This window comes from Microbacterium sp. NPDC056057 (genome assembly GCF_042266945.1).
GTDB classification, from domain to species: domain Bacteria; phylum Actinomycetota; class Actinomycetes; order Actinomycetales; family Microbacteriaceae; genus Microbacterium; species Microbacterium trichothecenolyticum_C.
Genome location: NZ_JBHJWS010000002.1, coordinates 203,535 through 228,946, shown reverse-complemented (window position 1 = coordinate 228,946; position 25,412 = coordinate 203,535). Strand labels below are relative to the sequence as shown.

The following is a 25,412-nucleotide window of genomic DNA, read 5'->3' as shown; positions in this document are numbered from 1 at the left end:
GATTGCGGGCTGGGGAGAAGAAGCCGCGGGTGGCAGAACTCCACGGATCCGCGTGCTTCTCGGCCCGTTCGAGCCCTTCGAGGGCGCAGCCGGCGCAATTCCGTGGAGTTTCGCAGATCGACCGGAGAGCTGCCGCGGTCAGCGGCGCGCCGCGCCGGGGTGTGACGCCAGGTACGCCTCGAAGGCCTCGGACGAGGTCTTCGAGGGGGTGAACCCGAACTCGTCCTTCAGTTTCGCGTTCGCCAGTACGGGGCGGTAGCGGAGGAAGCGCACCTGTTCCGGGCCGTGGACGGTGAGGCGCAGCATCCGTCCCATCCGCAGGCCGAAGCCCAGCAACCCCGGCGGCACGGTCACGACGGGCTTGCCCAGGCGCCGGGCGATCTCGGGCACGGTCACGCGGCCGTCGCCGGCGACGTTGTAGATGCCGGGCGGGCCGTCGGTGGCGGCGCGCGCCATCGCGGCGGCGACGTCGTCGACCCACACGAAGACGAAGGGTGACTCCGAACCGCGCACCTTCAGGAGGGCGGGGCCGTCCCAGAGCGCCGTGATCTGGTTCTGCACCGTCGGGCCCAGGATCGTGCCGATCCGGAACACGACCTGCTCGAGCTCGGGGTGCGCCTCGCGGTATCCGGCGAGCAGCTGCTCGACGAGGCGCTTGTGCTTCGAATACGGGAACTCGTCGTTGCCCCGCACGGGGTCGCTCTCGCGCAGCCACTCGGGGTTGTCGGCGTGATAGCCGTAGGCGGCGCCCGACGACGACACCACGATCCGCTTCACGCCGGCCTCGACGCACGCCTCGAGCACGTGCCGCGAGCCGTCCACATCCACCCGGTACTCGAGACCGTGGTCGCGGCCGGGGTTGACGATCGCGGCGAGGTGCACGACGACGTCGATGCGGTGGCGACGCAGCAGCGGCACGAGGCCGTCGGGACGGGTGACGTCGCACTCGTCGTAGACGACGCCGTCGACGGGATGCTGCGGCCGCCGCAGGTCGCCGGCCACGACCAGTTCGACATCCGGGCGGGAGACGAGGGCAGCGGCGACGTGCGAGCCGAGGAAGCCGGCGCCGCCGGTGACGAGGACGCGGCGGCTCATGCGACGGGCTCCGCGGGACCGACGGACCCCGTCGCGGACCCGGTCGCGCCGTCCGCCGACGAGCGCAGCGCGTGGCGCGACGCGTCGCCCTTGGCCGACCCCGTGCGCTTCTTCGTGTGCCGCGCCCAGAGGGCGGCGACGATGAGCCCCGCGATGATGTCCCAGATGCCCCACCAGCCGGCGACGATCGCCATGCCGCCGAGGCCCCCGAAGAACGCGAAGACGAGTCCGAGGCCCAGGCCCGCGTTGCGGATGCCGACCTCGAACGTCATCGCCTTGCGCTCGCGGGTGCCGAGGCCGCCGACGACCGCGGTGCTGTACCCGATCGCCAGGGCGACCGCATCGTGGATCGTGACGACGAGGATGATGACGCCGAGGAAGGCGACGAAGTAGGCCCAGTTGCCGACGAGTGCGGCGACGATGAAGCCGACGAGCGCGAGCAGGGAGAACCACTTCACGAACGGCTGCACGCGCTTCGCGAAGGCGGGGAAGCGGTGCCGGATGAACAGGCCCAGCGCGAACGGCAGACCGATGATGAGCAGGATGTCGCCGAGCATCGCCCACGCGTCGAGCGACACCGCCTCGAGCAGCGTGCGCGCGGTCGGATGCAGCGACCCCCAGAACGCGATCGACAGCGGCAGCACGAAGATGTAGATGATGTTCGAGACCGCGGTCATCGACACCGAGAGCGCCACATTGCCGCCCGAGCGATGCGTGAGCACCTGCGAGATGTTGCCCGGCGGGCAGCAGGCGACGAGGATCATGCCGAGCGCCATGGACGGCGTCACCGGCAGGATCAGCGTCAGTCCGAACGTCACGGCGGGCAGCACGATGAGCTGGGCGAGGATCGCGATGACGAAGGGCTTCGGCTTGCGCGCGACGACCTTGAAGTCCTCCAGCGTCGTGTCCAGCGCGATGCCGAACATGATCAGCCCGAGCACGACGTTGAGGATCACGAGTGTGCCCGGATTGAAGTTGAGCACGACGTCGTCGGGGTTCACGCCGTCACCTCCCGGCGCGCGGCACCGCGCGCCCGTCGCGGGCCGCGGGAAGCGGCATCGGTCTTCAGTGCCTGAGTGGCGGTGCGGACGGCGCCGCGGTAGGCGTCCTTGTTGACGTAGTACGACATGCGCTCGAGGCCGAGGTAGTTGTAGCCCCCGGTGAGGTCGGGCCACGGTTCGCCCGTGACGCGCGCCCGGAAGGCGGCCGCGCGGTCGGGGTGGCGCTGCAGCGCCGCCAGGTACGCGGCGATGAGCTCGGCCTGCTCGTAGCGACCCTGCCAGCCGATTCCGGATGCCTCGATCATGCCCATCACGTACAACCCGTTGAAGGACGGGGTGAAGGTGTTGAGGAACAGCCGCGGGGCCATTCCCGACCACGCGAGGGCGCCGCGGTCGACGAACGGGTAGTCGAGCTTGTAGCCGGTGGCGAGCATCACCGTGTCGTACTCGGCCGACGATCCGTCGCGGAAATGCACGGTGCGTCCGTCGAAACGATCGATGTCGGGCACGATCCGCAGGTCACCCTGGCCGAGGTGGTTGAGGATGAGCGTGTTGACGATGGGGTGCGATTCGTAGATCTTGTAGTCGGGCTTGGGGAACCCGAACCGCACGGGGTCGCCGGTGAAGGCACGCAGCACGCGCGTGTCGACGAACTGCTTGATGCGCGCCGGGAGCGGCTTGCCCTGGTTGAGGGTGTCGGAGGGCTTGCCGAACAGGTAGCGCGGCACGAAGTAGTAGCCGCGGCGCACGCTCATGTCGACCGATGCCGCGTGGTGCACGGCGTCGACCGCGATGTCGCAGCCGGAGTTGCCCGCGCCGATGATGAGCACCCGCTTGCCGGTGAGCTGGGTCGCGGACTTGTAGGCGCTGGTGTGGAGGAGCTCACCCGTGAACTCGCCACGGAACGCGGGGACGTTCGGCTCGGCGAGCGTGCCGTTCGCGAGGATCACGCCGTCGTAGCGCTGCTCGACCGGTGCGACACCTTCGTCTGTCGAAAGACCCTCGGCGCGCAGCATCCAACCGCCGTCGTCCGTGGGCTCGAGCGAGGTGACCTTCGTGTCGAAGCGGAATCGGGCGGTCAGCCCGAAGTGATCGGCGAAGTCGCGGAAGTACGTGATGAGCTCGCGGTGGCTCGGGTAGTCGGCCTTCGTGCGCATCGGGAACTCGGCGAACTCGGTCGTGGTGCGCGACGAGATGAGGTGCGCCGACTCGTACATCGTGGAGCGCGGGTTCTCGATGTCCCAGAGCCCGCCGACCCCGCGCGACGCCTCGAAGCCGTCGAACTCGATCCCGGCCTTCTGCAGCGCCCGAGCGGCGGAGAGGCCCGATGGCCCGGCGCCGATGATGGCATAGCGGTGCGCGCTCATGCGTCCTTCATTCCGTCTCCACACGTCGTCGTGTCGTCGGCGCGACGGTGCCGACCCCAGTTTCGAGAGCAACCCTATGCGTTAGTCGGAATTAACCGAAATCCCGCGTCGCCTCACACGAAGACTGCCAGGATGCCCCGCACCAGCACCACTGTCGCACCGGCCCACGCGATGGCGAGCATCGCCACCCGGGCGATCCGCGGCGACACGTTGCGCGACAGGATCGTGCCGATCGCGATGCCGGCGATCGTGGCGACCACGAGGGTGCTCACGTCCTCGATGGGGGAGACGGGCAACCCGCGCAGCGCCACGGACGCGACGCCGAACGCCAGGAAGATGACCTGCACGCTGGCCGCGAAGCGGCGCTGCGGCCATTTGTCGCCGACCGCGTACGCGGCCAGTGCGGGGCCGGACAGGCCGCTCGCGGCGTTCATGAAGCCGGCGGCCGACCCGGCGACGATCGCGCCGGTCCGGCCGGACAGCGACGCCGAGAGCGCGGGGATATGACTGGCCACGAGCGCGAAGTACGCCATCGCGGCGATCAGCAGGAGCAGGGCGGCCTCGGGCAGCAGGTGCACCAGCAGCACGCCGAACGGCGAGGCGGCGAGGCCCGGCCAGATGAGCCACCAGGTGCGCCGCCACTCGACGTGCTTCCAGACGAACGGAACCGCGGTGCACGCAGCCACGAGGGCGAGTAGCACGGCGATCGTGACTCCTTCGACAGGTCCGTAGAGCACGACGATCGGCCCCACGAGCACCAGCACGAACCCGAGTCCGGTGATGCGCTGGATCACGGCCGCGACGAAGGCCGCGATCGCCGCGAGGACCAGCGTGAGAGCCACGGGCTCAGCCTTGCGCGAGCGCGAAGGCTCCGACGAGCTCGGTGAGCTGGTCGCGCATGTCCTGGTCGGAGATCGTCGGGGTGTTGTCGCCGGCCTGCAGGCCGTAGTCGCCGAACGAGGAGTGGCTCGCGCCATCGATCTCGTGCATCTCGGCGTCCTCGGGCAGCAGGTGGCGGGCGTCCGCGATCTTCTCGGGCGTCGAGAGCCCGTCCTCGCTGCCGGAGACGCTGATCACCGGCAGGCCCGACTCCGACAGGTCGTTCGAGCAGTAGGAGCCGAACAGCGCCAGGCCGTCGGCATCCGTCGCGAGCTGGCACGCCCGGACGCCGCCGAGCGAGTGCCCGCCCACCAGCCACGTGTCGACGTCGGGCGCGAGGCCGGTGAACGTCGACAGCGGCCTGACATCGAAGAACGCGAGGTTGAGCCACGGCTTGGTGATGACGACGGTGACGCCGTCCTCGGCGACGAGGCCCGAGACCTTGTACGCGTACGCCCACGGGTCGACCTTGGCTCCCGGGATGTACACCAGTCCCACGTCGGCGGACTCGCCGGCGGGGGAGAGCACGATGCCCGCGTCGGTGTCGGTGATCTCGATGTCGGGGTTCGCCTTCACCTCCGCGAGCGGATCCGCCTCGGCGCCCATCACGCCCACCTGGCTCCAGATCAGGATGCCGACGACGGCGAGCACGAGGAGCGCCCCGATCGAGCCGAGGATCCACCACAGGACCCGCAGCCCGCGTCGGCGGGGCTTGGCCGCCGGTCCGGAGGGGGTGCCCGTCGCGGGGTCGGCGTCGGGTGCGGGGTCGGCGTCGCGTGCGTTCACCTCACGAGCGTAGCCCGGCGGGAATCTACCCTTTCGCGCTTCCGAGCTCCGCCTGCCTGGCCGCCACGATCGCCTCGACCTTCGGGAAGAGTGGATGCTGCCGCTCGAGGCCCGTGACCGACTCGGTGAAGGAGGCGGCATCCTGTTCCCGCAGCATCCGCTGCAGGTCCACCGACTGGGCGTCCTCGGTGTCATCGAACGCGAGCGCCGCACCCATCGCGGCGACCAGCGCGTCGACACCGAGCCCGCGTTCTGCAGCCTCGGCCGCCGGACCCACGAATCGCTCGTGCCGCGAGAGCTTGCGCAGCGGCTGCCGCCCGACGCGCCACACAGTGTCGGGGAGCGCCTTGTTGCGGAACCGGCCGAGGATCGTCGCGCGGTAGTCCGCCAGCGAGGCCGCGTCGAGCCCGTGCTTCGCTTCCAGCAGCGCCGACGTCTCTTCGAGCGCAGCCTCGACCCGCGACGCGATCGCCGGGTCGGCCAGTGCCCCGGCGATCCCCTCGACCCCGGCCTGCGCCCCGAAGTAGGCCGTGGCCGCGTGCCCGGTGTTGACCGTGAAGAGCTTGCGCTCGATGTAGGGCGCCAGGTCGTCGACGAAGTGCGCGCCCGGGATGTTGGGCGGGTCGTCGCCGAACGGCGGCCGCTCGATCGCCCATTCGAAGAACGGCTCGACCGTGACGTCGACGCCGGCGCCCTCCGGCTGGGCCGGCACGATCCGGTCGACCGCCGTATTGGCGAAGACCGCGCGGGCGGCGAGGGCATCCCATGCGTCGCCGGCGAGGGCCTTGATCTCGTCGCGCAGCAGGTCGGTGGCGTTGATCGCGTTCTCGCACGCCATGATCTGCAGCGGCGGGCTCGAAGGGTCGCGGAGCGCCAGCCCTGCGACGATGTGCGGCGCGACGAACTTCAGGATCGTGGGTCCGACCGCCGTCGTGACGACGTTGGCCCCGGCGATCTCGTCGATGACCTTGTCGGGGTGCTCCGCGCTGTTGATGGCTTTGAAGCCCGTCACCACCGTGTCTCGACCGCCCTCGCCCACCTCGTGCACCGTGTAGCGGGACACGTGGTTGATCGCGTCGACGAGCGGGGCGGCGACGTCCGAGAACACGAGCTGGTAGCCGCCCTCGTGCAGGAGCAGCCCGACGAACCCTCGCCCGATGTTGCCGGCCCCGAAGTGGACGGCCTTCATCACACGCCCGCCGCCGACACCAGGCCGAACAGCTCCTCCGGCGTCTGCGCGGTCTTGAGGCGTTCGACCTCGTCCTCGTCCGAGAAGAGGATCGCGATCTGCGACAGGATCTCGAGGTGCTCGTCGCCCTTGCCGGCGATGCCGACCACGAAGGTCACGGGATTGCCGTCCCAATCCACGCCGCCGTCGTAGCGCACGACCGACAGCGCCGACTCGAGGATCTCGCCCTTGGTCTCGTTGGTGCCGTGGGGGATCGCGAGCTCGTTGCCCATGTACGTCGACACGGTCTGCTCGCGCTGGAGCATCGCGTCGTAGTACGCGCCGGTGACCGCGCCCGCAGACTGGAGGATGTCGGCCGCCTCCCGCATCGCCTCGTCGCGTGTCGCGCTCCCGGAGTGGATGCGCACCTGCCCGATGCTCAGAACCTCGCGTGCCATGTTCTCGCCTTTCTCGTCGTTCGTCTCTGGTGTCGTCGGAGGAGATACGGATGCCGCGCCCCGCCGCCCGTACCGAGCAGCGGGGCGCGGCCGTGCCGAGGGCGATGGGGCCGGGGGCTTCTCGCCCGCCCGGCCCCACCGCGGTCTCAGCTACGCAGTCCCGTCCTCGTGCTGGGCGCGGACAAGGTCCACGACCTCGTCGTAGCGCGGCGAGTTCATGAAGTTGTCGACCGACACGTGGACCGAGCCCGGCGTCTTCTGCCGCGCCCGGTCGGTGAGCTGGTTCTGCGTGATCACGAGATCCGCCGACGCGTCCAGGGCCGCGATCGCCTTGTTGGTGACCGTGACGTCCTCGATGCCCGCCTTCTTGATCTTGTTGCGCAGCACGCTCGCGCCCATGGCCGACGAACCCATGCCCGCGTCGCACGCGAACACGATGTTCTTGATCTCGCGCTCGGTCATGGTGGCGGGCTCGATGCCGCCGTCAGCGCTCGTGGCGGCGCCGCTGCGCAGGCCGTCGAGCGCCGCCGACGTCTTGCCCTTGGCGGCCGCGGTCTGCGTGATCGCCGCGCCGAACGCGTCATCGGTCGCCGCCATCGCCTCGAGGTCGCGCTTGCGCGACGCCCGCAGGATGACCCACGAGATGAGGAACGTCACCGTGGCGGCGAGGACCACCGACAGGAGTACCGCGACATAGGAGTTGTTCGCGACTTGGGCGATCACCGCGAAGATGCTGCCTGGTGCCGCAGGCGCTCTCAGCGCACCCCCGAGGAGCATGTTCGTGGTGACGCCGGTCATGCCACCCGCGATCAGCGCGAGGATCAGCATCGGCTTCATCAGCGCGTACGGGAAGTACACCTCGTGGATGCCGCCGAAGAACTGGATCACCGCGGCGCCCGGGGCCGAGGCGCGCGCGGCGCCGATGCCGAAGAACGTGAAGGCGAGGAGCAGGCCCACGCCAGGGCCGGGGTTGGCCTCGAGGAGGAACAGGATCGACGAGCCGGTGTCGGCGGATTCCTGGATGCCGAGCGGAGTCAGCACGCCGTGGTTGATGGCGTTGTTGAGGAAGAACACCTTCGCCGGCTCGATGATGATGCTCGTCAGCGGCAGGAGGTTCATCGAGACGAGCCAGTCGACCGCGTTGCTGAGCACCTGCATGATGCCGTTCACGACCCACGCGATCGGGTAGAAGCCGATGATCGCGAGCACGAAGCCCCAGATGCCCGCCGAGAACATGTTCACGAGCATCTCGAAGCCGGCCCTGATCTTGCCCTCCCAGAGGCTGTCCAGCCACCTCATCGAGTAGGCGCAGATGGGCGCCATGATCATGGCTCCGATGAACATGTGCACCTGGCCGAGCTGGTTGTCGGCGGGGAGGTCGGCGTTGATCTGCGCGATCAGGTAGTCCGATCCCGCGATCGCGCCGAACGTGCCGATCGAGGCGACGACGCCGCCGCGCACGCCGTAGATGATGTTGCCGCCCGTGTACGCGATCAGGATCGGCAGCAGGTAGTGGATGAAGGGCCCCACCAGCGTCGCGAGCGCCGGGACCGGGGTCCAGCCGACCGCGATGAAGAACGCGGTGAAGATGCCCCACGCGATGAGCGCGGGGATGTTCGGCATGATCATGCCGGACAGGAACGTGCCGAAGCGCTGAACTCCGACCCGCGCCTTGCTGGTGCCCGTCGCGGGCACTGACGCCGTTGTCATTTTGCTGTCTCCCTTGTGTGTGTGGGTGTCCGGGCCGCCGGGGCGACCTATCGGGTGGCCGCCTGCTGGGCTGCGGATCGGGCGGATGCCGCGTCATTGGCGGCGAGTGCGGCCGTGGCGATGTCGCGCGCCTCGGCGATGGTGTGCTGGAGAAGGGTGGCGCGCACGTCGGCGAGGGCCGTGGGTGCCATGGACAGGCTCGTGGCGCCCAGGCCGACGAGCACGACGGCCAGCAGCGGATCTGCGGCCGCCTCGCCGCAGATTCCGACCGGCTTGCCGTGCGCGCGGCCGGCGTCGCCGACCTCGCGGATCAGCCGCAGCACGGCGGGGTGCCACGGATCCTGGAACGACGCCACGGACCCGAGGAGCCGGTCGGCGGCGAGCGTGTACTGCGTGAGGTCGTTGGTGCCGATCGAGGCGAAGTCCGCGTCCACGAGGATGCGGTCGGCGAGAAGCGCCGATGAGGGCACCTCGACCATGACGCCGGCGGTCTTGATGCCGTAGTCGCGGGCGAGGGCGGTGAAGTAGTCCGTCTCCTCGACGGTGGCGATCATCGGCGCCATGACCCACAGGTCGGCGTCGGTGGCGGCATCCGCTTCGGCGAGGGCAGTGAGCTGTTCGCGCAGGATGTCCTCGCTGGCGCGGAGAGCACGGATGCCGCGGAGCCCGAGCGCGGGGTTCTCCTCGTGCGCGTCGTTCAGGAACGCCAGCGGCTTGTCGGCGCCGGCGTCGAGCACGCGCACGACGACCTTCTTCCCCGGGAACGCGGCGAGGAGTTTCGTGTACGACTCGCGCTGCTGCTCGACGGTGGGTGCCTGGTTGGAGCTCAGGAACAGGAACTCGGTGCGGAACAGTCCGACGCCCTCGGCGCCCAGTGCGACCGCGTCGGCGGCGCCCTCCGGGTTGCCGAGGTTCGCCAGCAGCGGGATCGCGGTGCCGTCCGCGAGGGCGCCTTCGGTGATGGGAGCGGATGCTGCGGACGCACGTGCGTCCGCGCGGTTCTGCGCCCGCTCGAGCTCGTCGGCGGTCGGGTCGGTCGTCACGACGCCGGCGGCGGCATCCACGATCACCGTCTCGCCGTCGCGCAGGCCCGTCGCGGAGGTCGCGCCCACGATCGCGACGATCGACTTCTCGCGCGCGAGGATCGCGGTGTGAGAGGTCGGGCCGCCCTCGGTGGTCACGAGGGCCAGCACCTTGGTGAGGTCGAGGAGCGCCGTGTCGGCCGGCGCGAGGTCCTTGGCGACGAGGACGAACGGATGCCCGGGATCCGGCACGCCGGGGGCCGGCACCCCGCGCAGCCGGGCGATCACGCGCTGCGCGACGTCGTCGAGGTCCGCAGCGCGCTCGCCGAGGTAGCCGCCCATCGCCGTGAGCTGATCGCGGAACGACGCGAACGCGTCGTACACCGCGAACTCGCCGGTCTTGCCCTGCGCGAGCCGCGTGCCGATCTCGTCCGCGAGGGTCGGGTCCTCGGCCATCATGGCCTGAGCCTCGAGCACCTCCTGCGCGGCTCCGCCGGCCTGCGCCCCACGGGCTTCGAGCTCGCGCGCGACGGCGGCGACGGCATCCGTCACCCGTCCCTTCTCCTCGTCGGCGCTGATCGTGCTCGGCGCGTCCGACGGCGCCGGCGCGGGCTCCGCCATTCGCGCGACGGGTCCCTGGGCGACGCCCAGTCCGATTCCCACACCCCGGAGTTCGGTCATGGTTCAGGCCTCCGCGTTGTGGTCGGTGGTGAGCAGTTCCGCGAGCGTGTCGAGCGTCGACTCCGCCCCGTCACCGTCTGCCGTGAGGGTCACGTAGTCGCCCTGCTCGATGCCGAGTGCGATCACGCCGAGGATGCTCGCCGCGTTGACGGGGCTCCCCGCGTCCTTCGCGATGGTGATCGGGATGCCGGCATCCTTCGCCGCCTGCGCGAACAGCTTCGCCGGACGCGCGTGCAGACCGTGCGCCGATCCGATCCGGACGGTGCGGGAGATGGGTGGCATGTCGTGACCTCTCTGTCTGTTCGTGGTTCGGTGTCTCAGGAATGCTCGCCTGTCACGAATCGCCGTTCTCGGGCGCAGATCGTGACAGGGGAGCAGAAGTCGGTCGGGGAGTTTCGATGGCGGCACGCACGAGTTCGAGGGTTCTCGTGCCGTCCCGGTCTCCGAAGATGTCGGGCGGCAGCAGTACCACCGTCGTGCCTCGCGCGGCGGCATCCCGTTCTATGCGCTCGAGCGCATGGATCAGGTGCGGACCCACGAGGACGACGTCGGCGGCATCGAGATCGATCGGAAGCGACTGCTCGGTGCCGGCGAAGGCGGAATAGTCGAGTCCCTCTGCGTGAGCCGCGTGACGCACACGCTGAGCGACGAAGGTGCTCGAGGCACCCGCTCCGCAGACCACCAGGATCCTCATCGATCCGCCTCCTCTTCTGGCCATTCTTGTGAGAACGCTGGGAGCGGCACAACCACTCCTTCTTCCGCAGGGGCGGAAACGCGGAGGCGGCCGACGGCCTCGGGCGCCGGTGCGCGTGGTTGACTGGCCCTGTGACCCGAGTCCGGCAAGATCGTGTGCTCGGACTGCTCCTGCGCGACGGCGACTGGGTCACCGCATCCGCCCTCGCCGACGCGCTGGGCGTGACTCCGCGCAGCATCCGCTCCTACGTCACCGCCGCGAACGCGCGGGTGGCGCCGGGCGTCGCGGTCGATTCCGGGCCGCAGGGCTACCGCGCCGGATCGGATGCCGCGGCGGCGCTCCGGGCGGGCGGCGACACGGGCACACCACGGGACCGGCTGCACACGCTGGTGCGTGCGCTGCTCGACGCCCCGGAGGGCATCGACGTGTTCGAGACTGCCGACGCGCTCCATGTCTCGCCGGCCACCCTCGACGCCGACCTGGCCCGCGTCCGCGGGCTCCTCGGCGGAACCGAGCTCACCCTCGAGCGCTCCGCGTCCCGCGCCCGGCTGCGCGGCACCGAGGGCGCGCAGCGACGCCTGCTGAGCAAGCTCGCCCACGACGAGATGGACGCCGGATCCTTCGACCTCGCCGCCCTGCGCCGCACGCTCGGCGAGGGATCGGTCGGGGCGCAGGCGTTCGGCCCGTTCAAGACGGAGCTCGTCGCGCGCCTCGGCGAACTGGGGTGGTTCGTCAACGAGTTCGGAATCGCCGACGTCGTCATGCACATCGCGATCGCCGCAGACCGCACGTCGCGCGACCGCCCGCTCGACGCGGCCGGCGGCACCGCGGCGGAGCGGCCGACCCAGAGCCAGGTCGCCGAGATCATCGCGGAGCTGTCCGAGCGGCACCTCGGCGTGCGGCTCGGCAGCGCCGATCTGCAGCACCTCGCGACGTTGGTGCTCACGCGCGTCGTCGCGCCCGACGGGCACGAGGGCGCCGCATCCGCCACCGTGCCCTCGTCTCTCGATCCCGAGATCGAGGCCGTGGTGCGCGAAGTCGTGACGGCGGCCGCCGACGAGTTCCTCGTCGACATCGCGCACGACGACTTCGTGGCGCGGCTCGCCCTGCACGTGCAGAACCTGCTGCACCGCGCCCGCGAGCGGGCGTGGTCGCGCAACCCGCTGACGCGGTCGCTCAAGTCGACCTACCCCATGATCTTCGAGGTCGCGGTGTTCATCGCGAGCAGGCTGCAGCAGCGGCTCGGCATCCCGCTGCCCGACGACGAGATCGCCTACATCGCGATGCATGTCGGGGGCCGGCTCGAGCGCAGCCGTCGCGCGGACCAGCTCCTCACCGCGACGATCGTGTGCCCCGGCTACTACGACCTGCACGAGTTGCTGCGCTCCAGCGTCGACCGCTCGCTCGGGCAGGCGATCGAGGTCGTGGGCGTCGAGACCCGCGTCGATCCCGACTGGGCCTCGATCGACACCGACCTCGTCCTGACGACGATCGACCCGCCGACGACGAACGACCGGATCGTGCGCATCCAACCGTTCCTCACCGACGCCGACGTCGAACGCGTGCAGGCCGCGGCCGGGAGGATCCGGCGCTCGCGCCGCCTCGCGCGGCTGCGCGCCGAGCTGGAGCGCTACTTCGAGCCGTCCGCCTTCCTCCGCGGCCTCGATGAGGCCGCGGGCGAAGAAGGCGTGATCCGGGGGCTGGGCGCCCTGCTGCAGGCCCGCGGGGTCATCGACGCCGAGTACGTCGAGCGCACCATCGAGCGCGAACGCCTGTCATCGACCGCGTTCACCGACGCCCTGGCGGTGCCGCACGCGCTCGAGATGACGGCATCCCGCACCGCCATCGCCATCGGCATCGCCGACCCGTCGATCCCGTGGGGCGACGGGCGCGTGCAGGTCGTGGCGCTGGTGGCATTCTCCGAGACCGACCGCGAGGCCTTCCAGACCGTGTTCGAGCAGTTCGTCGAGGTGTTCAGCGAGCGTGACAGCGTGCAGCGCCTCGTCCGCCGGGGCACCGACTTCAACGCCTTCCTCGACGAGCTCGTCGCCGTCATCGACGGCTGAGCCGCGGAAGCCTGAGCCGCAGCATCCGTCTCCGGTGCCCGTCGACGGTAAGGGTTCGGGGCGCAGAGCGAACGTTCGGGGCGCGGGGCGTGCGCCCCGATGGCCCGGAATACGCCCCAAACCCGGAAGGGGGACGGATGCTGCGGCCCTGGGTTGCCGGCGGTCCGAACTCTCGGCCTTTGCGGTCTGGGGCGCGTGGCGAACGTTTGGGGCGCGCGCTGTGCGCCCCAAACGACCGCGGCGCGCCCCAAGCCCGAGGGGACTGACTCAGCGAGGCGGCCGGATGCTGAAGTCTTCGAGTCTGGCGCGGAGGTCGGCGGCCGTCGCGAGGTGGGGCCATCCCCACCTCGCATAACTGCGCTGTGTGGTTCCGCGGATCCAGTCCTCGCGCTGCTTCTCCTCATCGAACACCTGCGACGATGTGCGGCCGTCGAGAATCTTGCCGTCGACGTACTTGATCGCGCCGTCGAACTCGCCGAACGCGTTCGCGTCCTCCAGGCCGAAGTCGACGTAATACGGGTGCATGCCCCGCCCGGGCACCGCAACCTGAAGCCGGATGGTGCGAAAGCCGATCTCGCGGAGCCGGATTCGGCTGATGCTCTCGCCGGGCAGCTGTGCGCGACCGTCGGCGAATTCGAGGACGCGACGCGCACGGGTGAGTCCGTGAGCTGATCGGCCGGCGATCGTGAGCGACTCCTGACGGAACCGTTCAGCGCCCTCGAAGTCGTACTCGTCTGGACCGGTGACGAACTGCTGTCGGAGTGCGGCGTCTGCCACGGTGACGGCCTGCTCGAACGTGGCCGTGCGCGCGACGTCCGATACGGTGCGAACAAGCGAGGTCACCCGCAGCCCGTCGATCTCAATGACCTCGCCCTCTGCGAGCTCGCCGCGGTGGCGGATCACCCTACCGGCCGCTCCCGGCCGCGCCCGCGGCGTGATCACGTGCACTCTGTGTCGATCCGCGCGGTAGAGCGGCAGCCCATGCGAGGCCGCGGCGGTCTCGTGCGAGACCACCGGCGGTGTGGGACAGCTCAGCGCGAGAGCCTGTGCGCGGGCGACGACGCGGGCCTCGGGCTTTGCGGCGTTCCAGGCCGTCGACTCCACATAGACACCGAGTCGCAGCCGAGTGATTGCACCGGTGGCGACCGCCGCCGTCAGCTGGCGCGGGGTGATCGCGTCGAGGAGTTCATCTCGCCTGAGCAGGGTGAGGGGGGTCACATCGCCGAGTCTCGACGAATCAACTGTCTGGGGGGTGCCTGCCCTCCAGTCTGTGGACAACACCACCCTGTGGAGGAAGAGTCGCGCGTGCCGCAGCATCCGCTCTTCCCGTAGTCGCCGGGATTGGGGCGTGCGACCGTCTTTCGGGGCGCACGGGGTGCGCCCCAAACGTTCGCAATGCGCCCCAAACCCAGGGCATGAGCGAGGGATGCCGCGACCCACCGCCATTGGCGGAAGTCAGGGCGTCCCGCGGCACCTTGCGTTTGGGGCGGAGGGCAACCGTTCGGGGCGCGCGCAGCGCGCCCCGAACGCTCAGCACACGCCCCAACCCCGAAGTGCCTCGCGAGCGACGCGCCCAAACCCGGCGCGAACGGGTACGCGAGCCTCGCCGATGCACTCGGGAGGCGACGGATGCTGCCGCCCGGCGTCAGCCGCGGGCGAGGCGCTCGGTGAGGTCGAGGCGGACGGCGGGCCACTCGGTCGGGAGGATCGAGAAGACCACGGTGTCGCGCAGGGTGCCGTCGGGGCCGAGGCGGTGGTTCCGCAGCACGCCGTCCTGCTTGGCGCCGAGGCGCGCGATCGCGGCACGGGACTGGCGGTTGTGCCAGTGCGTGCGGAACTCCACCGCGATGGCGTCGCACTGATCGAACGCGTGGGCGAGCAGCAGCAGCTTCGAGGCGGTGTTCACGGCCGTGCGCTGGGCTTCGAGTCCGATCCACGTGTGCCCGACCTCGACGTGCCGGTTGGCCTGGTCGATGTTGCAGAACGTGGTCGTGCCGATCACTCGCCCGGTATCGAGCCGACGCACCGCCCACGGGTTCATGTGACCCTCGTCGCGCCACGCGAGCCTCTGCGCGATGTCGGCCGCGATGCCCTCGGGACGCGGCACCGAGGTGTACCAGGTGTGCTCCAGCCCCTCGGCCGCGGCAGCGAGGTCGGCCTCATGCTCGGGGGAGAGGGGTTCCAGTCGCACGTGCGCGTTCTCGAGGGTGACCGGCGAGGTGAGGAGCATGTTCCGAGCGTAGGCCGCGGGTGCGCGGAACCACGCCGGATGGGCATCGTGCGAAGCATGCCGAGCGCGTTGACGTCCACATGCGCGCCCGCGCGTCGTCATACTTCGCAATTGTTCGCCCCGCCCGGCCCTCGCCTCCGGAGCCCCGCCTAGGCTCGAACGGTGCGTCCATTCCGGCGCATGCACAGCGAAGAGGACTCGAAACAGATGAAGACGAAGAGGCGAGTGATCGCCCCCATCGCACTGGCACTGGCGGCGACCATCGGTCTGGCCGCCTGCGCGCAGGGCGATGCCGCACCCGAGACGTCCGGTGCCGAGGCCACCGGCCAGCTCACCTACGCGATCGCGAGCGACCCGTCGTCGCTCAACCCGATCAACGTCAGCGACCGCTGGGGTCTGACCGTCACGAACATCGTCTACTCGCCGCTCGCGCGGGTCGAGGGCGACGGTACCGTCGTCAACGAGCTGGCCGAGTCCATCGAGCCCGCCGACGACGGCCTCTCGGTCACCGTCACGCTGAAGGACGGCCTGAAGTGGTCCGACGGCGAGCCCCTCACGGCTGATGACGTCGTCTTCACGTACACCAACAAGGCCGTCCGCGAGAACGGCAACGCCGACCTGCTGTACGTGGGCGACCAGCCCATCACGGCCGAGGCGACCGACGAGCGCACCGTGGTCTTCCACCTGCCGAGCGTGAGCGCCGCGGCCCTCAGCAACATCGCGACCGAGACGTACATCATCCCCGAGCACGTGTACGGCGACGTCACCGACTTCTCGGTGACCGAGCTCGACCCGCTCGCGGTCGGTTCCGGCCCCTACAAGCTCACCGAGTACGAGCGCGGTCAGTACCTCACTTTCGAGGCGAACGAGAACTACTACGGCGAGGCGCCGAAGATCCCCGAGCTGACGCTGCGCATCGTGTCGGACGCGAACACGACCAAGACGGCCCTGCAGACGGGTGAGGTCGACGCATCGTTCGCCACGCCCGACGCGATCGCCGAGCTCGAGGGCGCGGGCCTGAACGTCTACCCCTACGCCGAGGGCCGCGTGGCCTACCTGGGCCTCAACGCCGCGAAGCTCACCGACCCGAAGGTGCGCCAGGCGATCTTCTTCGCCCTGAGCCGCGACGACATCAATACGGCCGCGTTCCTCAGCGACGACTACTACGAGAACGCCTACACGATCCTTCCGCCGAGCAACGCGTTCGCGACCGAGGACGTCGAGAAGTACGAACAGGACGCGGATGCCTCGGCAGCCCTCCTCGAGGAGGCCGGCGTCTCCGACCTCAGCTTCACCCTCGCGTACGCCGGGGCCGACCCCGCGCAGAAGACCGAAGCGACCCTCATCCAGCAGCAGCTGAAGGACGCCGGCATCACGGTGGAGCTCGCGGGCATCGAGCCCGCCGCGGTCTTCGAGGAGATCCAGAAGGGCGCCGACTCGCAGTACGACGCGTTCCTCGGCGGCTACATCATGGGTCAGGACCCCGACGCGTACAGCCTGCTGTACCGCACGGGCGCCTCGGCGAACTACTTCTCGTACTCGAACCCGGCCACGGACGCACTGTTCGACCAGGGCGCGGTCGAGCTCGATCCCGAGGCCCGCAAGGCGATCTACGCCGACCTGCAGGCGCAGATCGCCGAGGACGCGGTGGTCTTCCCGCTCGCCGACAACCTCAAGATCCTCGCCGTGAACCCGCGGATCGGCGGCGTCGAGGACGCCAAGCTGGTCCCGATCTACACGTTCGAGAACTTCGGGCTCCTCACCGAGCAGTGAGTCACCGACGTCACGGGTCCCGACACCGGGGCCCGTGACGTCGTCCTGTGTCCGGGGGGCGCTGCGGCGCAGCATCCACTTGGCACAGCTCTGAAAGGAGAACGATGGCGGTCTACATCCTCCGCCGCCTGCTGCAGGTCGTGCCGATGCTGCTGCTCGTGACGTTCGTCGTCTTCGCGCTGCTGCACGCGGCGCCGTACGACGTGGTCGACACCATCACGACACCGCAGATGTCGGAAGAGACCAAGGCCGCCATGCGCGAGCGGTACGGCCTCGACCAGCCCATCGTGGTGCAGTACGGCCTGTGGCTCGCCAACGTCCTGCAGGGCGACTTCGGCTACTCGCTCGCGAGCCGGCATTCGATCGCAGAGGAGCTGGCCGCGCGCATCCCCAACACGATCATGCTCGTGGCTCCCGCGTACCTCGCGGCGCTGCTGCTCGCGGTGGTGCTCGGCCTCATCGCGGGCTCGCGCCGGGGCACCGTCGTCGACAAGGCCATCGACGGCCTCGCGGGCATCGGCATCGCGACGCCGTCGTTCTGGTTCGCACTGCTCGTGATCTACGTCTTCGGGTACCAGCTGCGGTGGTTCCCGATCATCGGCATGCACTCCGTCGGCAAGCAGGGGGATCCCGTCGACTTCCTCATGCACTTCGTCATGCCGTTCCTGGTGCTCGTGGTCGCGTTCTTCCCCGAGCTCGCGCGGTACGTGCGGTCGGCGACGATCAGCCAGTTCTCGCAGGACTACGTGCTCGTGCAGCGCGGGTTCGGCGCCTCGCGGCGCCAGGTGCTCACACGCCACGTCGGCCGCAACGTGATGCTGCCGATCATCACGCAGCTCGGCCTCGCACTGCCGATCCTCGTCACCGGTGCCATCGTGACCGAGTCGATCTTCGGCTGGCCGGGGATCGGCCCCTACTTCCTCACGGCGACCCGCAGCCTCGACTACCCGGTCGTGCTCGCGGTGCTGCTGCTGTCGGCGGTGCTCGTGATCGTCGGCAACCTCATCGCCGACGTGCTGTACGTCGTCGTCGACCCGCGCATCCGGATCGGAGCGGGCTCATGACCACGACCACCACCCCCAACGTCGCGGCGGTCGTCGACGCGACCACGCTCGTGCACAGGACGCGCTCGTTCCGCTCGGTCTCTGCACTGCTCGCGATCGCGTTCCTGGTCGTCGTGGGGCTGGTCGCGCTCCTCGCACCGCTGCTGCCCCTCGACCCGTCGACCACCGACCTCGCGATCCGCTGGCAGCCGCCGAGCGCCGCGCACTGGTTCGGCACCGACGAGCTCGGCCGCGACTACTTCTCGCGGGTCGTCTACGGCGCCCGCATCTCGCTGACCGTGGGCATCCTCGCGATGGCCGCGGCGACCGCCATCGGCGTCATGGTCGGGCTCATCGCCGGGTACGCCGGCGGACGCGTCGACGACGCCCTCATGCGGTTCGTCGATTTCCTCTCGTCCATCCCGTGGATGGTGCTCGTGATCGTCGCGAGCGTCTTCCTCAAGCCGGGCCTCTGGACGATCATCTTCGTGATCGGCGTCTTCTCGTGGATGGCGACGGCTCGCCTGGTGCGCGCCGAGACCCTCACGCTGCGTGAGCGGGCGTTCGTCCGCTACGCGCGGTACATCGGCGTGCGGCGCGAGCGCGTGATGTGGCGACACGTCGTGCCCGACGCGGCGCCGACGATCATCGTCGCCGCGACGGCGAGCATCTCGACCGCGATCCTCACCGAGTCCGCGCTCAGCTTCCTTGGGCTGGGGATCCAGCCGCCGATGGCGTCGTGGGGGAGCCTTCTCGAGAGCGCGCAGGGAAGCCTCCAGACCGCGCCGTATCTCGCGCTCATCCCCGGTGTGCTGATCCTGCTCACCGTGCTGTCGTTCAACGTCCTGGGCGACGCGCTGCGTCAGTCGGTCAGCGAAGGAGGAGCGTCATGACATCGACGAGCGACGTGCTGCTCAGCGTCGACGGGCTCGACGTCGACCTGCCCGGACGCACGGGCGGTCGCGTGACCGTGCTCGACGATGTCTCGTTCGACGTCCCGCGTGGGCGCGTGGTGGGCATCGTCGGCGAGTCGGGCTCGGGCAAGACGATGCTGCTGCGGGCACTCATGGGGATCCTCCCCGACGGTGCGAACCGCGAGTGGCGCCGCGTGCTCCTCGACGGAGAGGACGTCACGTCCTCGCGCCGGCGGCTGCCTGCGGCCATGGTCTTCCAGGACCCGATGACCTCGTTCAACCCGCTCGTGCGGATCGGCGCGCACCTCACCGAGGTGGCGCAGCGGTTCCAGAAGGTGGGCAGGCGCCAGGCGACCGCCCTCGCCCGCGAGGCGCTCGCCGCCGTGCGCATCCCCGAGCCCGATCGGGTGCTGTCGCGGTACCCGCACGAGCTCTCGGGCGGCATGCGCCAGCGGGCGATGATCGCGATGGCTCTGCTCGCGCAGCCCGAGCTGCTCCTCGCCGACGAGCCGACGACGGCGCTCGACGCCACGATCCAGGCCCAGATCCTCGCCCTCCTGCGCACCCTGCAGGCCGAGCGGTCGCTCACCGTGCTCATCGTCACGCACGACCTGGGCGTGGTCGCCGCCGTCTGCGACGACGTGCTCGTGATGAAGGACGGCCGCATCGTCGAATCGGGCAGCGTGGATCGCGTCTTCCGCGAGCCGCAGCATCCGTACACGAAGGAGCTGTTGGATGCTGCGCCCGACGCTCCCGCTGAGCTCGGCGCGGCGGCCGACCAGGGAGGTGAGGGATGAGCGTCGTTCGGCAGGCTCAGGAACCGGGGAGCGCGCGCAGGACCGACCTCGTCGAGGTGCAGGGACTCGTCAAGACGTTCCCGCAGCGCAACGCCTGGGGACGCACCGTCGGCACGACGCGCGCCGTCGACGGGATCGACCTGACCATCCGCCGCGGTGAGACGCTGGCGCTCGTGGGGGAGTCCGGCAGCGGCAAGTCCACGCTCGGGCGCTGCATCCTGCAGATGGACGAGCCCACGAGCGGCACGGTCACGTACGAGGGCGTCGACCTCACGGGGCTTCCCCGCGCGAAGCGCGCGCCGTACCACCGCTCGATGCAGGTGATCTTCCAGGACCCGTTCTCGTCCCTCAACCCGCACCGGACGGCCCTCCAGAACGTCATGGAGCCGCTGACCGTGCTCGCCCCCGACTCCGATCCGCGGTCTCGCGCCATCGAGGCCCTCGCCGCCGTGGGGATCGACGGGGATGCCGTGAACCGTCGCCCGCGCGCGTTCTCGGGCGGTCAGCGCCAGCGCATCGTGATCGCCCGCGCGATCGCTGTGCGGCCGGGCTTCGTGGTCTGCGACGAGCCGTTGTCGGCGCTCGACATGTCGATCCAGGCGCAGGTGACCGACCTCCTGCTGCGGCTGCAGCGCGAGCTCGAGCTCACCTACCTGTTCATCTCGCACGACCTGTCGGTCGTGCGAGAGATCGCCACGCGAACCGCCGTCATGAACCGCGGGCGCATCGTCGAACTCGGCCCCACCGCGGAGGTCTTCGCGTCACCGCAGCACCCGTACACGCGGCACCTGCTCGACGCGGCGCTGTCGACCGATCCGGCGCAGGCTCGCCGCCGCCTCGAGCGCATCTCCACGCGCCCCGAGCCCGTCGGCCTCGAGCCTGACGGCACCGCGCTCGCCGAGGTCGCACCAGGCCACTTCGTGCTCCGCTGAGACGAGCAGAGGACGGATGCCGCGAGCCGCGGCATCCGTCCTCTCATCGTCGTGTCAGCCGCCGTACTCGGCGAGCAGAGCGCGGGCGCCGTCGGCGAGGGCCGCGATGCGCGCGGCCGCATCCTCGCGCGACTCGCCGCGCACGTCGAGGTACAGCTTGAGCTTGGGCTCGGTGCCGCTCGGGCGCACGATGACGCGCGAGCCGTCGGCGAGCCAGAGGCGCAGCACGTCGCCCGGGGGCAGGTCGTCGACGCCGTCGAGCAGATCGTCGATGCGGTCGACCGCGACGTCGCCGACGGACGACGGGTGCCGCTCCCGCAGCGCCGCCATGATCCGGGCGATCTGCGACACGTCCTCGACGCGGATCGAGACCTGGTCGCTCGCGAACGCCCCGAACTGCTCGTCGAACTCGGTCAGCAGATCCGCCAGCGTCGCCCCGCGTCCGCGGGCCTCCGACACCATGCCCAGCATCGCGACGGCGGCTGAGATGCCGTCCTTGTCGCGGACGGTCCCGGGGTTCACGAGGTAGCCGAGCGCCTCCTCGAAGCCGAAGATGATGCCGGGCGCGCGCGAGATCCACTTGAAGCCGGTGAGCGTCGCGTGGAAGTCGAGCCCGTAATGCTGCGCGACCGCCTCGAGGCCGGGGGACGACACCAGCGAGCATGCGAGCGAGGCGACGGTGCCGTCCGCCGAGGCAGGGGCGGCTCCGTCGGCGGTCGCGAGCCGGCCGGCGCGCCAGCCGAGCAGCAGGCCGATCTCGTTGCCCGTGAGGCGGCGCCAGCCGCCCTCTGCGGACTCGTCGGGAAGCGCGACGGCCAGGCGGTCGGCGTCGGGGTCGTTGGCGATGACGAGCTCGGCGCCCGCCTCGCGCGCGGCCTCGAACGCGAGGTCCATCGCGCCGGGCTCCTCGGGATTCGGGAACGCGACGGTCGGGAAGGCGCCGTCGGGCTCGAGCTGGGCCGAGACCGGGACCGGGGCGGGGTAGCCCGCGGTCTCGAGGATGCGCGACAGCGTCTCCCAGCCGACCCCGTGCATCGCCGTGTACACCCACGTGAGGCCGTCGGCCCCCGCGGGAGCGGGCGCGACGGCGGCGGTCGCGGCGACGTACTCGTCGACGACGCTCTCGGTGGCCAGCTCGAACCCGAGCGACCGCGGCACAGTGCTGATGTCGCCGGCCTCCGCCACGCGCGCGATGTGCGCGGCGATGTCGGCGTCGGCGGGCGACACGATCTGCGAGCCGTCGTCGTCACCGCCCAGGTACACCTTGTAGCCGTTGTCGTCGGGCGGGTTGTGGCTCGCCGTGACCATGACGCCGGCCGCCGCACCGAAGTGGCGCACGGCGAACGCGAGCACCGGCGTCGGCAGCAGCCGCGGCATGAGGATCGCGCGGAGCCCCGCTCCGGCGAAGATCTCGGCCGAATCGCGGGCGAACACATCGGAGTTGCGCCGCCCGTCGTAGCCGATGACGACGATCGGGGCGTCGTCGAGGATTCCGGGCACCTCGGGCCCCTCCGCCTCGAGCGCGTCGGCCGAGGGGGTCTCGGTGAGCTCGGGCGCGGACGGCTCCGCGAGTTCGTCCGGAGCGGTCCCCACGCCCTCTCCACGCGGCGCTGGCGCGCGCGGAGCCTCGGGGCGCGTGGGTCCAGCCTCGGCCACGCCGTCGTCCGTGACGTCGGCGCTCTCGTCGCCTGAGGCGGGGGAGTCGACGTCGCCGAGATCCGCGGCGTCGGCGTCGGCGGTGGCGGTGTCCGCAGGCGCCTCAGCGTCGTCGGCTCCTGCCTCGGGTGCGTCGTCCTCGGGAGCGGGCTCGTCGTCGAGCTGCGCCGGCGCGACCGCGATCCCGTCGTCCGCCGCGCTGTCGTGGCCCGCAGCTGCAGCCGCATCGTCCTCGTGCGAGCCGGCGTCGACGCCGACCGGCGGAAGCCCGGCCTGCTCGCGCACGTACGCCGCGAGTCCCGCGGCCGCCTGTGCCACGAGCACGCGGTTCATGCGGTTGCTGCCGGCGCCCAGCGCGCCGCGCAGTCCCGCCGTCCCGAAGGCGAGGCGCGCCGAGAATCGGTCCTCGAGGTCTTCGACCGCGGCGGGATTGCCCGACTCTGCGGCCTCGATCAGCGCGCGCAGCTCGGCGCGGGTCTCGCCGTCGGGGTCCTGTGCGACCCATGCGTGTGCCCGCGCGAGGACGTCGGCGGCAGCTGGGCCCACGCGCCCGGAGGCTCCGCGCGGCGCGCCAGCGCCGTGTGGAGGGGGCGTAGGGACCTGCCCGCCGTTCACCTCCCCGCCGTTCACAGCGCCCCGATCACGCGGGCCAGCAGCGACGAGATGACGGGCTCGGCGTTGCGGCCGGCCTCGAGCACCTCCTCGTGGCTGAGCGGGTGCTTCTGGATGCCCGCGGCCATGTTCGTGATGAGCGAGAAGCCGAGGATCTCCATGCCGGCCTGCCGCGCGGCGATCGCCTCGAGCGCAGTGGACATGCCGACGATGTGCCCGCCGAACGACTTGACCATCTGCACTTCGGCCGGCGTCTCGTACTGCGGTCCGCGGAACTGCGTGTACACGCCCTCATCGAGGCTCGCGTCGATGGATCGCGCGAGGTCGCGAAGTCGCCGCGAATACAGGTCGGTGAGATCGATGAAGGTCGCGCCCTCGAGCGGGGTGTCGCCCGTCAGGTTGATGTGGTCGCTGATCAGAACCGGGCGCCCCGGGTGCCAGGTGTTCTTGATGCCGCCGGCGCCGTTCGTGAGCACCATCGTCTGCACGCCGGCGGCGGCGGCGGTGCGCACACTGTGCACCACGCGGCGGACGCCGTACCCCTCGTAGTAGTGGGTGCGGGCGCCGATCACGAGAACGCGGCGGCCCTTGGGCGTGACGACGCTGCGGAGGGTCCCGGCGTGGCCGGTGAGAGCCGGGGCGCTGAAGCCGGTCACCTGAGTGGCGGGGAAGGTCGAGGTGGTCTCACCGAGGAGCTCCGCGGCCTTTCCCCAGCCGCTGCCGAGCGTGAGCGCGATGTCGTGACGCTCGACGCCGGTGATGCGGGCGATGTCCTCCGCGGCGGCGGCGGCCACCGCGAACGGGTCGGCCGTGGGGTCGTCGAGAGGATTGCCGGTGGTGTCTGACATGGGACCACTTTAGGAACGGACGGCGACGAGGGCCAGCGGAGCCGCATCGAGGCGCACCCGGGAGTGTCGCGGTGTCGTGTGCGAGGCGCTCGGCAGGGGAGAATGGAATTCATGTCGATCAGCTTCGAGACCACCCAGACCGTCGCCATCCTCGGCGGCGGACCCGGAGGCTACGAAGCGGCGCTGGCCGCCGCCCAGCTCGGAGCCGAGGTGACGGTGGTCGAGCGCGCCGGCATCGGCGGCTCGGCGGTCATCACCGATGTGGTCCCGTCGAAGTCGCTCATCGCGACGGCCGACGCGGCCGTCGCGATCGCGGGCGCGGGCGACCTCGGCGTGCAGCTGTTCGCCAAGGGCAAGGACGGCAAGCCGCTGAAGCCCGAGATCGCCATCAACCTCACCGCCGTCAACAAGCGCCTCCTGACGCTCGCCCGTCAGCAGTCCGACGACATGCGCGCGTCGCTCGCCGAGGCGGGCGTCCGCATCATCTCCGGCCACGGCCGCCTCGAGGGCGACAATGCCGTCGTGGTGTCCACCGGCCCCGGCGGCACCGACTTCGACCGCATCGAGGCCGACACGCTCGTCGTCTCGGTGGGCGCGTCACCCCGGGAGCTCGCCAGCGCGAAGCCCGACGGCGAGCGCATCCTCACGTGGACGCAGCTCTACAACATGACCGCGCTCCCCGAGCACCTGATCGTGGTCGGCTCGGGCGTCACGGGCGCCGAGTTCGCCGGCGCGTACATGAACCTCGGCGCGAAGGTGACCCTGGTGTCGAGCCGCGACCAGGTGCTCCCCGGTGAAGACAAGGATGCGGCCGCCGTGCTCGAACGCGTCTTCAAGCGCGGCGGCATGAAGCTGCTGTCGAAGTCGCGGGCCGACAAGGTCGAGAACACCGGCGACGGCGTCGTCGTGACCCTGTCGGACGGCCGCACCGTCGAGGGCAGCCACTGCCTCATGGCGGTCGGCTCGATCCCGAACACGAAGGGCATCGGTCTCGAGGAGGCCGGCGTCCAGATGACCGAGTCCGGCCACATCCAGGTCAACCGCGTCGCGCGCACCTCGGTGCCGAACATCTACGCCGCCGGCGACTGCACCACGTTCGTACCGCTCGCCTCCGTCGCCTCGATGCAGGGCCGCACCGCCGTCTTCCACGCGCTCGGCGACGTCGTGATCCCGCTCGAGCGCCGCCGCATCACCTCGAACATCTTCACCGCCCCCGAGATCGCCACCGTCGGCTGGCAGGAGAACGACATCGAGGACGGCCACATCAACGGCGTCGTCCACAAGCTGCCCCTGGCGGCCAACCCGCGCGCCAAGATGATGGGCATCAAGGACGGCTTCGTCAAGATCATCGCCCGCGAGGGCAGCGGCACCGTCATCGGCGGCGTCATCGTCGGCCCCCGCGCCTCCGAGCTCATCTACCCGATCGCGATCGCCGTCGAGCGCCGCCTGACGGTCGACCAGGTCTCCCGCGTCTTCGCGGTCTACCCGTCGCTGTCGGGCAGCATCACGGATGCCTCGCGCGCGATGCACGTCGTCGACCACAACGTCTACGGCGGCTGACGCGCTCGTCCGCATCGTGTGCTCTCACCGAGGGCACACGTTGTTCGCGCGCATGACGTGTGCGCTCGGCGAGATCACGTGATGTGAACGGATGCCGCGGCCCGCAGCATCCCGTCGTCC

22 protein-coding genes are annotated in these 25,412 nt (G+C 70.5%); 7 read left to right on the top strand and 15 right to left on the bottom strand.

Annotated elements, in window-relative coordinates; translation table 11 throughout:
- Positions 1-138: 138 nt before the first annotated feature.
- The 11 genes from ACFC1K_RS08875 to ACFC1K_RS08825 all read right to left on the bottom strand — a co-directional run bounded on the left by ACFC1K_RS08875 (position 139) and on the right by ACFC1K_RS08825 (position 10,861).
- Complete coding sequence (locus ACFC1K_RS08875) at positions 139-1,095, bottom strand: SDR family oxidoreductase (protein WP_375871333.1); 957 nt, start codon at positions 1,093-1,095, stop codon at positions 139-141.
- Positions 1,092-2,096, bottom strand: a complete 1,005-nt coding sequence (locus tag ACFC1K_RS08870) for a bile acid:sodium symporter family protein (protein WP_375871332.1) — start codon at positions 2,094-2,096, stop codon at positions 1,092-1,094. The genes ACFC1K_RS08875 and ACFC1K_RS08870 overlap by 4 nt, the downstream gene beginning before the upstream one ends.
- Positions 2,093-3,463, bottom strand: a complete 1,371-nt coding sequence (locus tag ACFC1K_RS08865; protein ID WP_375871331.1) for a flavin-containing monooxygenase — start codon at positions 3,461-3,463, stop codon at positions 2,093-2,095. The genes ACFC1K_RS08870 and ACFC1K_RS08865 overlap by 4 nt, the downstream gene beginning before the upstream one ends.
- A gap of 113 nt (positions 3,464-3,576) precedes the next feature.
- Positions 3,577-4,305 (bottom strand): TSUP family transporter, encoded by a 729-nt coding sequence (locus tag ACFC1K_RS08860; protein ID WP_375871330.1) that lies wholly within the window; start codon positions 4,303-4,305, stop codon positions 3,577-3,579.
- A 4-nt stretch (positions 4,306-4,309) separates the two neighbouring features.
- A complete protein-coding gene (locus ACFC1K_RS08855) occupies positions 4,310-5,128 on the bottom strand; it encodes an alpha/beta hydrolase (protein ID WP_375871329.1) in 819 nt (272 codons plus the stop codon).
- Between the two features lie 25 nt (positions 5,129-5,153).
- Complete coding sequence (locus tag ACFC1K_RS08850) at positions 5,154-6,317, bottom strand: mannitol-1-phosphate 5-dehydrogenase (protein WP_375871328.1); 1,164 nt, start codon at positions 6,315-6,317, stop codon at positions 5,154-5,156.
- Positions 6,317-6,754: a PTS sugar transporter subunit IIA gene (locus tag ACFC1K_RS08845; RefSeq protein ID WP_056370616.1), complete on the bottom strand. Its 438-nt coding sequence runs from the start codon at positions 6,752-6,754 to the stop codon at positions 6,317-6,319. Before ACFC1K_RS08845 ends, ACFC1K_RS08850 begins: the two co-directional genes overlap by 1 nt.
- Positions 6,755-6,904: 150 nt before the next feature.
- Positions 6,905-8,464: a PTS mannitol transporter subunit IICB gene (locus ACFC1K_RS08840; RefSeq protein ID WP_375871327.1), complete on the bottom strand. Its 1,560-nt coding sequence runs from the start codon at positions 8,462-8,464 to the stop codon at positions 6,905-6,907.
- A gap of 47 nt (positions 8,465-8,511) precedes the next feature.
- Positions 8,512-10,167, bottom strand: coding sequence for a phosphoenolpyruvate--protein phosphotransferase (gene ptsP, locus ACFC1K_RS08835; RefSeq protein WP_375871326.1), 1,656 nt, complete (start codon positions 10,165-10,167; stop codon positions 8,512-8,514).
- Positions 10,168-10,170: 3 nt separating this feature from the next.
- Entirely contained in the window at positions 10,171-10,449 is a 279-nt protein-coding gene (locus tag ACFC1K_RS08830) for an HPr family phosphocarrier protein (protein ID WP_375871325.1), read from the bottom strand.
- 52 nt (positions 10,450-10,501) lie between these two features.
- Positions 10,502-10,861 carry a PTS sugar transporter gene (locus ACFC1K_RS08825; protein ID WP_310289273.1) on the bottom strand — a complete coding sequence of 120 codons (360 nt, stop codon included), beginning with the start codon at positions 10,859-10,861 and terminating at the stop codon, positions 10,502-10,504.
- A 131-nt stretch (positions 10,862-10,992) separates the two neighbouring features.
- Here ACFC1K_RS08825 and ACFC1K_RS08820 point away from each other — a divergent pair, with 131 nt between their 5' ends.
- Positions 10,993-12,927 (top strand): BglG family transcription antiterminator, encoded by a 1,935-nt coding sequence (locus ACFC1K_RS08820; RefSeq protein WP_375871324.1) that lies wholly within the window; start codon positions 10,993-10,995, stop codon positions 12,925-12,927.
- 267 nt (positions 12,928-13,194) lie between these two features.
- Here the strand turns inward: ACFC1K_RS08820 and ACFC1K_RS08815 are convergent, their stop codons facing one another.
- Both ACFC1K_RS08815 and ACFC1K_RS08810 read right to left on the bottom strand, forming a co-directional pair.
- Complete coding sequence (locus tag ACFC1K_RS08815; RefSeq protein ID WP_375871323.1) at positions 13,195-14,244, bottom strand: hypothetical protein; 1,050 nt, start codon at positions 14,242-14,244, stop codon at positions 13,195-13,197.
- A gap of 328 nt (positions 14,245-14,572) precedes the next feature.
- Positions 14,573-15,157 (bottom strand): GNAT family N-acetyltransferase, encoded by a 585-nt coding sequence (locus ACFC1K_RS08810; RefSeq protein ID WP_375871322.1) that lies wholly within the window; start codon positions 15,155-15,157, stop codon positions 14,573-14,575.
- 207 nt (positions 15,158-15,364) lie between these two features.
- Here ACFC1K_RS08810 and ACFC1K_RS08805 point away from each other — a divergent pair, with 207 nt between their 5' ends.
- The 5 genes from ACFC1K_RS08805 to ACFC1K_RS08785 all read left to right on the top strand — a co-directional run bounded on the left by ACFC1K_RS08805 (position 15,365) and on the right by ACFC1K_RS08785 (position 20,616).
- A complete protein-coding gene (locus tag ACFC1K_RS08805) occupies positions 15,365-16,930 on the top strand; it encodes an ABC transporter substrate-binding protein (RefSeq protein ID WP_375871321.1) in 1,566 nt (521 codons plus the stop codon).
- A 104-nt stretch (positions 16,931-17,034) separates the two neighbouring features.
- The gene (locus ACFC1K_RS08800; protein WP_045300989.1) at positions 17,035-17,994 is read left to right on the top strand and encodes an ABC transporter permease; all 960 of its coding nucleotides are present in this window, start codon (positions 17,035-17,037) and stop codon (positions 17,992-17,994) included.
- Positions 17,991-18,866 (top strand): ABC transporter permease, encoded by an 876-nt coding sequence (locus ACFC1K_RS08795; RefSeq protein ID WP_375871320.1) that lies wholly within the window; start codon positions 17,991-17,993, stop codon positions 18,864-18,866. Before ACFC1K_RS08800 ends, ACFC1K_RS08795 begins: the two co-directional genes overlap by 4 nt.
- Complete coding sequence (locus ACFC1K_RS08790; RefSeq protein WP_375871319.1) at positions 18,863-19,684, top strand: ABC transporter ATP-binding protein; 822 nt, start codon at positions 18,863-18,865, stop codon at positions 19,682-19,684. The genes ACFC1K_RS08795 and ACFC1K_RS08790 overlap by 4 nt, the downstream gene beginning before the upstream one ends.
- Positions 19,681-20,616 (top strand): ATP-binding cassette domain-containing protein, encoded by a 936-nt coding sequence (locus ACFC1K_RS08785; protein ID WP_375871318.1) that lies wholly within the window; start codon positions 19,681-19,683, stop codon positions 20,614-20,616. Before ACFC1K_RS08790 ends, ACFC1K_RS08785 begins: the two co-directional genes overlap by 4 nt.
- Before the next feature lie 54 nt (positions 20,617-20,670).
- Here the strand turns inward: ACFC1K_RS08785 and ACFC1K_RS08780 are convergent, their stop codons facing one another.
- Both ACFC1K_RS08780 and ACFC1K_RS08775 read right to left on the bottom strand, forming a co-directional pair.
- Positions 20,671-22,818: a phospho-sugar mutase gene (locus tag ACFC1K_RS08780; RefSeq protein WP_375871317.1), complete on the bottom strand. Its 2,148-nt coding sequence runs from the start codon at positions 22,816-22,818 to the stop codon at positions 20,671-20,673.
- Positions 22,819-22,898: 80 nt separating this feature from the next.
- Positions 22,899-23,732: a purine-nucleoside phosphorylase gene (locus tag ACFC1K_RS08775; protein ID WP_310289291.1), complete on the bottom strand. Its 834-nt coding sequence runs from the start codon at positions 23,730-23,732 to the stop codon at positions 22,899-22,901.
- Positions 23,733-23,834: 102 nt separating this feature from the next.
- On the opposite strand from ACFC1K_RS08775, the gene ACFC1K_RS08770 reads away from it, so the two are divergent.
- On the top strand, positions 23,835-25,292 hold the full coding sequence (locus ACFC1K_RS08770; RefSeq protein ID WP_375871316.1) for an NAD(P)H-quinone dehydrogenase: 1,458 nt from the start codon (positions 23,835-23,837) through the stop codon (positions 25,290-25,292).
- Positions 25,293-25,412: the final 120 nt, after the last annotated feature.